Here is a 13,314-nt window from a genome sequence, read left to right on the forward strand (position 1 = left end):
CGACACGGGCAATCGGCCGCGCCACGCTGATCTCCCGGGCGCACCAGTAGATTCGACGGGTGCTCCTCGCCGCGACGACCGTCTCGAACAACGGTGCAGGTGTGCCGTTGCGCGAGTTGGCCCTCGTCGGCATGAGCGCAGCGCTGATCACCTACCTCGCCACCGGTGTCGTCCGCGTCGTCGCGACGCGGACCGGGGCGGTCGCCGTGCCGCGCGCCCGGGACGTGCACGCGGTGCCGACCCCGCGGCTCGGCGGCGTCGGGATGCTGCTCGGTGTGCTGGCCGCGATCCTCATCGCCCAGCAGCTCCCCGCCCTCACCCGCGGGTTCGCCTACACCGACGACATGGACGCCGTCGTCGTCGCGGCCCTGGTCATCGTCGTGGTGGGGATCATCGACGACCGGTGGGGACTCGACGCGCTCACCAAGTTCGTGGGGCAGCTGACCGCGGCGGGTGTGCTGGTGCTGATGGGTGTCAGCTGGACGGTCATCCCCGTTCCGTTCGGGGGGATCGACACCGTGGTCCTCGATCCGCTGCAGTCGGGGCTGGTCACCATCGCATTGACGGTGGCGACGATCAACGCGATCAACTTCGTCGACGGTCTCGACGGCCTCGCCGCGGGGCTCGCGCTCATCGCCGCGCTGGCGATCCTGCTGTTCTCGCTCGGGCTGCTCCGGGACCAGGGCGGCGACGTGAGCTACTACCCGCCCGCGCTCATCTCCGTCGCGCTGGCGGGTGCCTGCCTGGGGTTCCTCCCGCACAACTTCCAACCGGCACGGATATTCATGGGCGACTCGGGGTCCATGCTCATCGGGCTCATGCTGGCCACGGCCTCGACGAGCGCCTCGGGCCGTATCGCGGTGACCGCCTACGGCCCGGCCGACCTCTTCTCGCTGCTGTCGCCCCTTATCCTGGTGGCCGCGGTGATGTTCATCCCGATGCTCGACATGCTGCTCGCCGTCATCCGCCGGACCCGCGCGGGTGTCGGTTTCTACACACCGGACAAGATGCACCTGCACCACCGGCTCCTCGAGCTCGGGCACTCGCAGCGACGCGTCGTGCTGGTCATCTACCTCTGGGTCGCCGTCCTCGCGTTCAGCGTCGCGGCCAGCACGGTCTTCTCGATCTCGGTGGTGGTCCCGTCGCTGGCGGCGGGTCTCGTCGTCGCTCTCGTCGCGACCGTCGTGCCGCGACTGCGTCGGCGCGCGGTCGTCGCGCGAACCCGTCGAACAGGTGCGCGAACTCCCTGAACCAGGCATACCACCTGGTGTAGTACTATGGCGCGTAGTAGCAGTCTGACGTGCGAGGAACCTCCGGTGAGTGTGACCGGGCCCCCACAGACGACTCGCTGCGTACGCGTTGGTAGGGTCATCCTGACCGGCGAGCTTACGACCGCTTTACCCCAGCGGATCGCACGCTCGATGGACGCTGCCCACACCGACAGCCCATGTTGTACTCGACGACGAGTGCAGCACTCCGACCCGAGGAGAGGCCGATGACGACGTCGACCCCCAGCTCGTCGGACCAGTTCTATCCCGCGATCCCGCTGTCGCTGCGCCGTCCCGCGATCATCGCCGGTGTGGCCGCGGTGATCGCGCTCATCGTCTCCGCCGTCCTCGGCCACGTCCTGTTCGGCGTCTTCTTCGCGGCCGGGATCGCCCTGATCCTCGCCAACTCCAAGATGGTGCAGGCGAGTGTCGCGGCGGCCACCGAGGGCGACACGGGCCGCAAGAAGCCAGTCGTCCTCAACACCGCCGTCCGCCTGGCCGTCATCACGGTCGCGGCGCTGGCCATCGCGTTCGTGTTCCGGCCGGAAGGGCTCGGGGTCATGTTCGGCCTCGCCCTCGGCCAGGTGATCGTGGTGCTCTCCACGGTGATCCCCGTCATGAAAGGACTCCGCAAGCAGTCATGAGCGCCGTCTACACGTTGGCCGCCGAGGAATCCGGCGACTCCAAGATCGAGGTCGGACACCACATCTCGGTCTCCATCGGGGGTCTCGAGTTCTACCTCGACACGATCATCGGCACCTCGGTGGCCGCGATCATCCTGCTGGGCCTCGCGTTCTACCTGCGGGCCAAGGTGACCTCGGGTGTCCCGAACGGTGTGCAGCTGTTCTTCGAGACCGTCACGACGCAGTTCCGCGGACAGATCGAGAGTGCGATCGGCATGCGCGTCGCGCCGTTCGTCCTCCCGCTCGCCGTCGGCCTGTTCACCTTCATCCTCATCTCCAACTGGCTCGCCGTCATCCCGGCGCAGTACGGCACGTCCGAGGGGACCGCGTCGGAGTGGCTCAAGCCCCCGGCGTCCGACGTCAACTTCGTCTACGCGCTCGCCGTGGTCGTCTTCGTCTGGTATCACGCGGCCGGCGTGAAGCAGCGCGGCTTCCTGGGCTACCCCAAGAAGCTGATCAAGGGCCACGTCGTCTTCCTCGCCCCGATCAACATCATCGAGGAGATCGCCAAGCCGGTCTCGCTCTCGCTGCGACTCTTCGGCAACATCTTCGCCGGCGGCATCATGATCTCGCTGATCACGCTGTTCCCGGCCTACATCGCGTGGGGCCCGAACGCCATCTGGAAGCTGTTCGACCTGTTCGTCGGTCTGATCCAGGCGTTCATCTTCGCGCTCCTGACCATCCTCTACTTCAGCCAGTCCATGGAGTCCGAGGACGCGCACTGACCTGACCACCGGGCCTTCGGGCCCGACACCGGCGTGACGGCGACGCCGTCACCCGCACAACACGACCCGGCAACCGTTGCCGGTACATCGAAAGGAACGAATCATGGATCCAACGATCGGCATGGGCGCACTGATCGGCGGCGGCCTCATCCTCGGCGGCGGCGCCATCGGCGCCGGTATCGGTGACGGTCTCGCCGGTGCGCAGCTGATCGCCGGCATCGCCCGGCAGCCCGAGGCGCAGAGCCGGCTGTTCACCCCGTTCTTCATCACCGTCGGTCTCGTCGAGGCCGCGTACTTCATCAACCTGGCGTTCATGGCCCTCTTCGTGTTCGCCACGCCGATCTCGGCGTCCTGACACAGGGCTTCACCACGGAATCGGGAACTCACACCATGGCTCTCGCCGCAGGAAACTTCCTCATCCCCAACGCGACGTTCTTCGTCGTGCTGGTGATCTTCCTCATCGTGCTGGTCGTGATCAGCAAGTTCGTCGTGCCACCGATCAAGCAGGTGCTCGACGAGCGGGATGAGCAGGTCGCGCAGACCGGCCGCGACAACCGGACCGCGACCGAGGAGTTCGAGGCCGCCGAGCGCGAGTACCGCGAGGCGATGAAGTCCGCCCGCGGCGAGGCCACCGGTATCCGTGACGAGGCCCGGGCCAAGGGACGCGAGACGTTGGAGCAGATGCGCTCGCGTGCCACCGCCGAGGCGGACGCCGCGGTCGCGGAGGCGACCGACCAGTTGCGCCGCGACGGTGAGACGGCCGCCGCGGCGGCTCGTCAGGACGTCGGGCGACTGTCCGCCGACCTGGCCGGTCGCGTCCTCGGGTTCGACGTCAGCGCCGACCCCCGCCTGGCCGGCAAGTTCACCGCGCCGTCCGCGTCGGGGACATCCACATCAGGGTCCGCGTCGACCGAGACGCGGCAGCCGAGCGGGACGGGGAGCTAGCTCGTGTCCATCGTCATCGTCAACCTCATCGGGTTGGTCGTCATCGTCGCGGTTCTGCTCCGGTACGTCCGGCCGCCGGTCGCCAAGGCGATGAAGTCCCAACAGGACGCCGTCGCCACCCAGATCGCCGAGAGCGAGCAGGCCAAGAAGCGACTGCAGGAGGCCCGCGACGCGCACGCGAACGCGGTCGAGGAGGCTCGCGCGACCGCGAGCCAGATCCGCGAGGAGGCACGGGGCGACGCCCAGGCCATCGCCGAGGAACTCGCCGCACAGGCCGACGCCGAGGTGGCCCGCATCCGCGAGCACGGCACGGCGCAGGTCGAGCTCAACCGGACCAACCTCGTCCGCGGACTGCGCGCCGACCTCGGTCTGGCCTCCGTCGAGCTCGCCGGTTCGGTGGTGCGGGAGCACCTGCAGGACTCCTCCGCGCGCCAGGACTCCATCGACCGGGTCATCGACGAGCTCGAGACCATGGTCGGATCCGACGACGACCGGTCGCGGGTCTCCGCCCCGTCCGATCTCGTCGGACTCCACTCGATGCGTGCGGGCAGTCGCGAGGTCGTCCGTGAGCTGACCCAGGAGTTCGACCGCCGCACAGCGGATCTGGACGAGGACGGCCTGCGTGCCGTGGCCGCCGACCTCGCGGACGTGGTCGCGGTGCTGACCCGGGAGCACGTGCTGCGCAAGCACCTCGGGGAGCCCTCCGACGACGCCGAGTCGAAGAGGCGTCTCGTCGACGCCGTGTTCGGGTCGTCGGTGCGTGAGGAGACCCAGGCGCTGCTGCGCACCGCAGCCGTCGGGCGTTGGTCGGAGACCGCCGACCTGACGCAGGCCCTCGAGCGCCTCGCCCGGTTCGCGCTCCTCGTCGTGGCCGACCGTGCGTCGACCATCGACGACGTGGAGGACGAACTGTTCCGGCTGGGCCGCCTGCTCGTCGCCGAACCACGAGTCTCGGCGCTGCTGTCGGATCAGAACGCCTCCATCGAGGGGCGCCTGTCCTTGCTCGACTCGGTGATCGACGGCAAGGTCGACCCGACCACCGAGGCACTCGTCGCGCAGACGGTCCGTCTCCTGCGCGGTCAGTCGGCCGCGTCGGCCGTGTCCGACCTCGCCGAACTCGCCGCCGCTCGTCGCGGTGAGACCGTCGCCCACATCATCGCGGCCATCGAGCCCACCGACAGCCAGCGCGAACGCATCGCCGGAGTGCTCGGTCGGATCTACGGTCGGGAGATCTCCACACAGATCGAGGTCGATCCCGACCTGCTCGGCGGCCTGCGGGTCGCGATCGGTGACGAGGTCATCGACGCCGACGTCGCGACCAAGCTGGAGCGCGCGGCGAGCGACCTGCCGTCATGACCGGATCGAACGGTCGCCCCCCACACCACACGGACCTACCCCAACGCAAGGAAGACTGATACCCATGGCGGAGTTGACGATCTCATCGGACGAGATCAAGGGTGCAATCGAGCAGTACGTCTCGTCGTTCACGGCCGAGGCCTCCCGGGAGGAGGTCGGTGTCGTCACCGACACCTCTGACGGCATCGCCCACGTCAGTGGCCTTCCCGGCGCGATGGCCAACGAGCTCCTGGAGTTCCCCGGCGGCGTCCTCGGCGTCGCGCTGAACCTCGACGAGGACGAGATCGGCGCGGTCGTCCTCGGCGACTACGAGCACATCGAGGAGGGCCAGCAGGTCAGCCGTACCGGCGAGGTCCTCTCGGTCCCCGTCGGCGACGGGTTCCTCGGTCGCGTCGTGAACCCGCTCGGCCAGCCCATCGACGGCCAGGGCGACATCGAGTCCAGCGAGCAGCGCGTCCTGGAACTGCAGGCCGCCTCGGTGCTCGAGCGTCAGCCCGTCGAGGAGTCGCTGGCGACCGGCATCACCGCCATCGACGCCATGACGGCCATCGGGCGTGGTCAGCGCCAGCTCATCATCGGCGACCGCAAGACCGGCAAGACCGCCGTCTGCATCGACGCGATCTTGAACCAGAAGGCGAACTGGGAGACCGGCGACGCCGAGAAGCAGGTGCGCTGCATCTACGTCGCCATCGGCCAGAAGGGCTCGACGATCGCCGGCGTGAAGCAGGCGCTCGAGGACGCCGGCGCGATGGAGTACACCACCATCGTCGCCGCGCCCGCCTCGGACTCGGCCGGCTTCAAGTGGCTCGCGCCCTACACCGGTTCGGCCATCGGCCAGCACTGGATGTACCAGGGCAAGCACGTCCTGGTGGTCTTCGACGACCTCACCAAGCAGGCCGAGGCCTACCGCGCGATCTCGCTGCTGCTGCGTCGTCCGCCGGGCCGTGAGGCGTACCCCGGCGACGTCTTCTACCTGCACTCCCGTCTGCTGGAGCGTTGCGCGAAGCTGTCCGACGAGCTCGGCGGCGGTTCGATGACCGGTCTGCCGATCATCGAGACGAAGGCGAACGACATCTCGGCGTTCATCCCGACCAACGTCATCTCGATCACCGACGGTCAGGTGTTCCTCGAGTCGGACCTCTTCAACAAGGGTGTCCGCCCCGCCATCAACGTCGGCACCTCGGTGTCGCGCGTCGGCGGCGCCGCACAGACCAAGGGTCTGAAGAAGGTCAGCGGTTCGCTCCGTCTGGAGCTGGCCCAGTTCCGTGAGCTGGAAGCGTTCTCCGCGTTCGCCTCCGACCTCGACGACGCGTCGAAGGCGCAGCTCGAGCGCGGTGCCCGGTGGGTCGAGCTGCTCAAGCAGGACCAGTTCAGCCCGGTGTCGGTCGAAGACCAGATCGTGTCGATCTACCTCTGCGGCGCCGGCCACCTGGACTCGGTCCCTGTGGAGGACGTCAAGCGCTTCATGGGCGAGCTGCTCACGCACCTGCACCACAGCGCGTCGGGCGTCTACGACTCGCTGGCCGGCGGCAAGGTCCTCGCGGACGACCAGGCCGAGTCCCTCGTCGACGAGGTGAACAAGTTCAAGCAGGGCTTCTCGACCACCGACGGTTCCCGTGTGGTCGACGACGAGGATCCCGAGGCGTTGAACGCCGACGAGGTGACCAACGAAGAGATCAAGCTGCGGAAGTCCTGAGACGATGACCGTGTGCCGAGATCGACGAGACCCCCGAGGAGCGTGAGACATGGCGAGCATCCGTGAGCTGCGATCGCGTATCCGATCGGTGCAGTCGACACGCAAGATCACCAAGGCCCAGGAACTGATCGCCACCTCGCGCATCACCAAGGCGCAGGCGCGCGTGAACGCCTCGAAGCCGTACGCCGAGGAGATGACCTCGGTCCTGACCGAGCTTGCCAGCAGGTCGGGCACGCTCGACCACCCGCTGCTCAACGAGCGGGAGCAGCCCAAGCGGGCAGCTGTCCTCGTCGTCACCAGCGACAGCGGTCAGTGCGGCGGCTACAACTCCAACGTGCTGCGGGAGACCCGTGAGCTGTTGACGTTGCTGCGCGACGAGGGCAAGGAACCCATCATCTTCGTGATGGGCAAGAAGGGCCTGGGCTACTTCACCTTCCGCGACATGGAGGTCGCGGGGTCGTGGACCGGGTTCTCCCAGCAGCCGCGATACTCCGATGCCAAGACCGCCACCGATCGACTCGTCGAGTTGTTCGTCGCGGGGTCGGGCACCGAGGTCCAGGGCGACGAGGACACGCCGACGCTCGAGGGCGTCGACGAGCTGCACCTCGTCTACACCCGCTTCGCCTCGATGCTGAGTCAGGTGCCCGAGGTGCGTCGCATCGCCCCGCTCGTCGTCTCGGAGTCCGACGACTCCGACGACGACAGCTCGGACGAAGGGCGCAACTACACGTTCGAGCCCGGTGCCGAGACGCTGCTGTCGGCACTGCTGCCGAAGTACGTCGCGACCCGGGTGTACGCGGCACTGCTCGAGTCCGCGGCCTCGGAGTCGGCGGCCCGCCGCACGGCCATGAAGGCCGCCACGGACAACGCCGACGAACTGGTGACCGACCTGTCGCGTCAGGCCAACCAGCTGCGTCAGGCGCAGATCACCCAGGAGATCAGCGAGATCGTCGGAGGGGCGAGCGCGCTGGCGAAGTGAGCACGCCCTCGCGGCGGGGTCACCGCCTCGCCGCCCCCCGACACCCACTCCAGTGAACGGCCCCCAGGCCAGGAAGTGACCACCATGAGCACTGCAACAACCGAGGCCCCGACCACGTCGGGGTCACGCGACGCGGCCGGCCGCGTCGTCCGAGTCATCGGTCCGGTCGTCGACGTCGAGTTCCCGCGCGGCGCCGTCCCGGATCTGTTCAACGCCCTGCACGCCGAGATCACGCTCGAGGCCGTCGCGAAGACGCTGACCCTCGAGGTCGCGCAGCACCTCGGTGACAACCTCGTGCGCTGCGTCTCGATGCAGCCCACCGACGGCCTGGTCCGCGGGGCCGAGGTCGTCGACTCCGGCAAGTCGATCACCGTGCCCGTCGGCGACGTGGTCAAGGGCCACGTGTTCAACGCCCTCGGCGACTGCCTCGACGCGCCGGGTACCGGTCGTGACGGCGAGCAGTGGAGCATCCACCGCAAGCCGCCGGCCTTCGACCAGCTCGAGGGCAAGACCGAGATCCTCGAGACCGGCATCAAGGTCATCGACCTGCTCACGCCCTACGTGAAGGGCGGCAAGATCGGCCTGTTCGGTGGTGCCGGTGTCGGCAAGACCGTCCTCATCCAGGAGATGATCACGCGTATCGCGCGCGAGTTCTCCGGCACCTCGGTGTTCGCCGGCGTCGGCGAGCGCACCCGTGAGGGCACCGACCTCCACCTCGAGATGGAGGAGATGGGCGTCCTCCAGGACACCGCCCTGGTGTTCGGCCAGATGGACGAGCCGCCGGGCACGCGTATGCGCGTCGCGCTGTCGGCCCTGACCATGGCCGAGTACTTCCGCGACGAGAAGCACCAGGACGTGTTGTTGTTCATCGACAACATCTTCCGGTTCACCCAGGCCGGTTCCGAGGTGTCGACCCTGCTCGGTCGTATGCCGTCGGCCGTCGGTTACCAGCCGACCCTGGCCGACGAGATGGGTGAGCTCCAGGAGCGCATCACCTCGACGCGCGGCAACTCGATCACCTCGCTGCAGGCGATCTACGTCCCCGCCGACGACTACACCGACCCGGCCCCGGCGACCACGTTTGCCCACCTCGACGCCACCACCGAGCTGTCGCGTCCCATCTCGCAGCTCGGCATCTACCCGGCCGTCGACCCGCTGACCTCGACCTCGCGCATCCTCGAGGCCTCGATCGTCGGCGACGAGCACTTCCGGGTGGCCAACCAGGTGAAGCAGATCCTGCAGAAGTACAAGGAGCTGCAGGACATCATCGCGATCCTCGGTATGGACGAGCTCTCCGAGGAGGACAAGGTGACGGTCCAGCGGGCCCGCCGCCTGCAGAAGTTCCTCGGCCAGAACTTCATCGTCGCCGAGAAGTTCACCGGTCAGAAGGGGTCCGTCGTGCCGCTGTCGGACACCATCGAGGCGTTCGACCGCGTCTGCAAGGGCGAGTTCGACCACCTTCCGGAGCAGGCGTTCAACAGCTGCGGTGGACTCGACGACGTCGAGGCCGCGGCCGAGAAGATCTCCGGGAAGTGACGCGGGCCCATGGCTGACACAGGCTTTCCGGTCGAGGTCGTCTCGGTCGAGGAGCGGCTCTACTCCGGTGAGGCGACGTTCGTCATCGCCCAGACCACCGAGGGTGAGCTGGGCGTCCTCAACCACCACGAGCCGCTGCTCGGACAGCTCATCCCCGGGGGCTTCGTCCTCATCGAGCAGACCGACGGCAAGCGTCGCGTGGCCTCGGTGCAGGGCGGGTTCCTGTCGGTCACCGGCGACTCGGTCACCGTTCTCGCCGAGTCGGCCGAATGGGCGCGTGACATCGACGCCGACGCGGCGCGCAGCGCGCTCGAGTCGGCCGAGGAGGGATCCGAGGAGTACGAGCGCGCTCTGTCCCGCATCCGTGCGGTGGAGCAACTGAACAACGAGAAGTGATGTCGGCGACGGCCCGGACCATGGTCCGGGCCGTCGTGGCAAGCTGGTGACCACACACCAACCGGTGACAGGGCCGTAGATCACGGGTCGCGATCCCCGCAAACCGCAGAGTTTGCGGGGATCGCCCCGTATCCGGCCTCGACCGGGACACGGAGGAGGCGCGGATGAGCGGGACGACTGTCATCGCGGTCGTCGTCCTCGTCGCGTTCGTGGTCGTCCTCGCAGGTCTCGCCGTCGGCGTCGCGGTTCGTGTCGCCCGGCTCCGCACCCGNTATCCGGCCTCGACCGGGACACGGAGGAGGCGCGGATGAGCGGGACGACTGTCATCGCGGTCGTCGTCCTCGTCGCGTTCGTGGTCGTCCTCGCAGGTCTCGCCGTCGGCGTCGCGGTTCGTGTCGCCCGGCTCCGCACCCGGGGGACCGCAGTGCTGTTCCGGGTGCTTCCCGCGGGCGCGGATCGTGGCTGGCGCCACGGCATCGTGCGGTACCACGACGACGCGCTGGTCTACTACCGGCTCTCCAGCCTGCGTGCGGGGCCCAGCCGGGTGATCGAGCGTCAGGCCATCGAGGTCGAACGCCGTCGTGCGCCGCAGGGGACGGAGATCGACGTCATCGAGGACATGACCGTCGTCGAGATCACCGCGGGTCGCAATCGTTTCGAGCTGGCCATGTCGCCGGGTGCGGTCACGGCGTTCCAGTCCTGGGTCGAGTCGCGCCCGTCCGAGCGGTCACGCCGACGTCGCTCCGCCTGACGCCTCGTCGCCCGGGTTGCGCTGGCGGTCGCCACCGGGACGCCACAGCACGTCGTCGCCCCCGTTCGCCGCGCGGCCGAGGATGAAGAGCAGATCCGACAACCGGTTCAGGTACCGGGCGGGCAGCACCGACGTCGTGTCGGGGTACTCCTGCACCGCGGCCCACGCAGCGCGCTCGGCGCGGCGGGTGACCGTCCGTGCGGTGTGGAGCAGCGCCGCGAGAGGCGACCCGCCGGGCAGGATGAACGAGTCGAGCGGGGGGAGCGGGTCCCCGTATTCGTCGCACCACCGCTCGAGCGAGTCGACGTACTCCTGCTTCACGCGCAGCGGGGGGTACTCCGGGTCGGGGACCAGCGGTGTCGCGAGGTCCGCGCCGGCGTCGAACAGGTCGTTCTGCACCGTCGTCAGGATCCGGGTCATGGCCTCGTCCGGGGAGCCGAGGGCGATCGCGACGCCGATCGCGGCGTTGGCCTCGTCGCATTCCGCGTAGGCGACGACACGGACGTCGGTCTTGCGTACCCGGGAGAAGTCGCTGAGGCCCGTGGTGCCGTCGTCGCCGGTCCGCGTGTAGATCCGGGTGAGGTGGACTGCCATGGTCCAACCGTAGGTGACGGTGCGGTCTCGACCGGGCGCGAGGAGCGGTGAGCGGCCGACGGGCCCCGGTCGGGGCGATAGTCTCCCGACATGACGCCGAGGCCCTTCCATGTGGAGCGCAGTCACACAATCGCCGCGCCGGCGACCGACATCATGGCGGAACTGCGGGACTTCCGGCGGTGGACGACCTGGTCGCCGTGGGAGGACGCGGACCCGGACATGTCACGCCGATACGGCGGGGCGGACTCGGGTGTCGGGGCGCGCTACACGTGGTCCGGGAACCGGAAGGCCGGGGAGGGATCGATGGAGATCGTCGCGCTCGACGACCCTCGGTCGATCGAGATCCGGCTGGTCTTCTCCCGGCCCATGAGAGCGGCCAACACGGTGCGCTTCGATCTGGTCGACACGGGCGGGGCGACACGTGTCACCTGGTCGATGGCGGGGGAGACGTCCGGGCTCGCAGGTGTCTTCTCCCGCGTGGTCCCCATGGATCGACTCGTCGGCCGCGACTTCGAACGCGGACTGGACCGTCTGGACGCGGCCGTGACCACCGGCGGGCAGAGGTGACGGCGACCTGTCGTGGGTGGCGTCGGTGCCGGTCCACGGCCTCGTTAGGCTCGAAAGCGTGAGCGATCGTTTCCTGGTGACCGGCGGCGCCCGTCTGGTCGGTGAGGTCGCCGTCGTCGGGGCCAAGAACAGCGTCCTCAAGCTGATGGCCGCCGCATTGTTGGCCGAGGGGCGGACGACCATCACCAACTGTCCCGAGATCGCCGACGTGCCGTTGATGGCCGACGTGCTGCGCGGGTTGGGGACGACGGTCGAGATCGACGGGGACGTCGTCACCATCGACACTCCCGCGGAGCCGAAGTTCCACGCCGACTTCGACGCCGTGAAGCAGTTCCGGGCGTCGGTGTGTGTGCTCGGTCCACTGCTCGCCCGGTGCCACCGCGCCGTGGTCGCCCTGCCCGGTGGTGACGCCATCGGGTCCCGTCCCCTCGACATGCACCAGGCCGGCCTGCGTGCGCTCGGCGCGCACAGCGCGATCGAGCACGGGTGTGTGGTGGCCGACGCCGACCGCCTCGTGGGCGCGGCCGTGGCACTGGAGTTCCCCTCCGTCGGTGCGACGGAGAACATCCTCATGGCCGCGGTCCTCGCGGAGGGCACGACGACCATCGACAACGCGGCACGCGAACCGGAGATCATCGACCTCTGCGAGATGTTGCGACAGATGGGCGCACGGATCGACGGCGCCGGCACGTCCACGCTGACCGTGACCGGGGTCGCACGACTGTCGCCGACGACCCATCGCGTCGTCGGCGACCGGATCGTCGCCGCGACGTGGGGGGTGGCCGCGGCGATGACGCGCGGCGACATCCGCGTGCGTGGTGTCGACCCCGCGCATCTCCACCTCGTGCTGCAGAAGCTCGCCGACGCCGGCGCCGAGGTCGAGCGGATGCCCGACGGGTTCCGCGTCCGTCAGCAGGAGCGTCCACGTGCGGTCAACGTGTCGACGCTGCCCTTCCCGGGGTTCCCGACCGACCTGCAACCGATGGCTATCGGGTTGGCGACCGTCGCCGACGGCATGTCGGTCATCACGGAGAACGTCTTCGAGGCCCGGTTCCGCTTCGTCGAGGAGATGGTCCGTCTCGGGGCCGACGCCCGGACCGACGGTCACCACGCCGTGATCCGGGGGATCGAGCGACTCTCGAGCGCCCCCGTCTGGTGCTCGGACATCCGAGCCGGGGCCGGCCTGGTGCTCGCGGGCCTGGTGGCCGACGGTGTGACGGAGGTGCACGACGTGCACCACATCGACCGGGGATACCCGGAGTTCATCGAGAAGCTGCGGGCCCTCGGTGCGGACGTGCGACGCGTCGGTACCAATGGCAGCGCCCCTGACCAGGCGATTTGACGTCAGCGCGCCACGTGCGTAACTTTTCCCCAGTCAGCGCGCCACGGCGCCGCCCCGGATCTCTCCGGGAAGCCGGAAACCGGGCCTGCGCGGACATCCAGCCACCACCACCGGCCGAGACAATCGGCAGGTGATGGCGCGCGGGGAGCCCCGGATCGGACGCGACAGCGATTTGGACCGGACAGGGCGACTCTGCTAGGCTGGAAGAGTTGCTCCGGAGACGGGGCAACGACCGGACTACAGTTCACGAAAACGAGCCTGAGCAGGGCAAACGGTTCGTGGGTGTGTGTTCTTTGAGAACTCGATAGTGTGTTGACAATTGTTGGTGAGTTTTTGTTTGCCTGCAGTTTTTCGTCAGTGGAGGCTGTGGGTTTTTTGGATTGTTTGGTCAGGTTTTGCTTTCCTGATTGTGTTGAGATGCCGGGTTTTCCTGGTGGTTTCAGTGTTTTTTCATGGAGAGTTTGATCCTGGCTCAG

At 68.4% G+C, this 13,314-nt stretch carries 14 protein-coding genes; 13 read left to right on the plus strand and 1 reads right to left on the minus strand.

Features of this window, described 5'->3' with window-relative positions; all coding sequences use genetic code 11:
* Positions 1 to 59 precede the first annotated feature (59 nt).
* From ACXVUM_RS15815 to ACXVUM_RS15865, 11 genes are all read left to right on the plus strand, one after another.
* Positions 60 to 1,250, plus strand: coding sequence for a glycosyltransferase family 4 protein (locus ACXVUM_RS15815; protein WP_458522720.1), 1,191 nt, complete (start codon positions 60 to 62; stop codon positions 1,248 to 1,250).
* Between the two features lie 245 nt (positions 1,251 to 1,495).
* Positions 1,496 to 1,912: a hypothetical protein gene (locus tag ACXVUM_RS15820; RefSeq protein WP_458522721.1), complete on the plus strand. Its 417-nt coding sequence runs from the start codon at positions 1,496 to 1,498 to the stop codon at positions 1,910 to 1,912.
* On the plus strand, positions 1,909 to 2,676 hold the full coding sequence (gene atpB, locus ACXVUM_RS15825; RefSeq protein ID WP_458522722.1) for a F0F1 ATP synthase subunit A: 768 nt from the start codon (positions 1,909 to 1,911) through the stop codon (positions 2,674 to 2,676). The genes ACXVUM_RS15820 and atpB overlap by 4 nt, the downstream gene beginning before the upstream one ends.
* Positions 2,677 to 2,779: 103 nt before the next feature.
* A complete protein-coding gene (locus tag ACXVUM_RS15830; protein WP_045822205.1) occupies positions 2,780 to 3,031 on the plus strand; it encodes a F0F1 ATP synthase subunit C in 252 nt (83 codons plus the stop codon).
* A 35-nt stretch (positions 3,032 to 3,066) separates the two neighbouring features.
* Complete coding sequence (locus ACXVUM_RS15835; RefSeq protein WP_458522723.1) at positions 3,067 to 3,621, plus strand: F0F1 ATP synthase subunit B; 555 nt, start codon at positions 3,067 to 3,069, stop codon at positions 3,619 to 3,621.
* 3 nt (positions 3,622 to 3,624) lie between these two features.
* The gene (locus ACXVUM_RS15840; protein WP_458522724.1) at positions 3,625 to 4,977 is read left to right on the plus strand and encodes a F0F1 ATP synthase subunit B/delta; all 1,353 of its coding nucleotides are present in this window, start codon (positions 3,625 to 3,627) and stop codon (positions 4,975 to 4,977) included.
* Between the two features lie 64 nt (positions 4,978 to 5,041).
* Positions 5,042 to 6,673, plus strand: a complete 1,632-nt coding sequence (gene atpA / locus ACXVUM_RS15845) for a F0F1 ATP synthase subunit alpha (RefSeq protein WP_458522725.1) — start codon at positions 5,042 to 5,044, stop codon at positions 6,671 to 6,673.
* Positions 6,674 to 6,722: 49 nt separating this feature from the next.
* A complete protein-coding gene (locus tag ACXVUM_RS15850; protein ID WP_458522726.1) occupies positions 6,723 to 7,652 on the plus strand; it encodes a F0F1 ATP synthase subunit gamma in 930 nt (309 codons plus the stop codon).
* A gap of 84 nt (positions 7,653 to 7,736) precedes the next feature.
* On the plus strand, positions 7,737 to 9,188 hold the full coding sequence (gene atpD, locus ACXVUM_RS15855; RefSeq protein ID WP_458522727.1) for a F0F1 ATP synthase subunit beta: 1,452 nt from the start codon (positions 7,737 to 7,739) through the stop codon (positions 9,186 to 9,188).
* Between the two features lie 9 nt (positions 9,189 to 9,197).
* Entirely contained in the window at positions 9,198 to 9,584 is a 387-nt protein-coding gene (locus tag ACXVUM_RS15860; protein ID WP_458522728.1) for a F0F1 ATP synthase subunit epsilon, read from the plus strand.
* A 307-nt stretch (positions 9,585 to 9,891) separates the two neighbouring features.
* Entirely contained in the window at positions 9,892 to 10,335 is a 444-nt protein-coding gene (locus ACXVUM_RS15865) for a DUF2550 domain-containing protein (protein ID WP_458522729.1), read from the plus strand.
* Here the strand turns inward: ACXVUM_RS15865 and ACXVUM_RS15870 are convergent.
* Positions 10,312 to 10,929, minus strand: coding sequence for a cob(I)yrinic acid a,c-diamide adenosyltransferase (locus tag ACXVUM_RS15870; RefSeq protein WP_458522730.1), 618 nt, complete (start codon positions 10,927 to 10,929; stop codon positions 10,312 to 10,314). The two genes, ACXVUM_RS15865 and ACXVUM_RS15870, sit on opposite strands and share 24 nt — an antisense overlap.
* A gap of 90 nt (positions 10,930 to 11,019) precedes the next feature.
* On the opposite strand from ACXVUM_RS15870, the gene ACXVUM_RS15875 reads away from it, so the two are divergent.
* Both ACXVUM_RS15875 and murA read left to right on the plus strand, forming a co-directional pair.
* Positions 11,020 to 11,496: an SRPBCC family protein gene (locus ACXVUM_RS15875; protein WP_458522731.1), complete on the plus strand. Its 477-nt coding sequence runs from the start codon at positions 11,020 to 11,022 to the stop codon at positions 11,494 to 11,496.
* A 58-nt stretch (positions 11,497 to 11,554) separates the two neighbouring features.
* Positions 11,555 to 12,838, plus strand: coding sequence for a UDP-N-acetylglucosamine 1-carboxyvinyltransferase (gene murA / locus ACXVUM_RS15880; protein ID WP_458522732.1), 1,284 nt, complete (start codon positions 11,555 to 11,557; stop codon positions 12,836 to 12,838).
* Positions 12,839 to 13,314 lie beyond the last annotated feature (476 nt).

The organism is Williamsia sp. SKLECPSW1 (genome assembly GCF_054332755.1).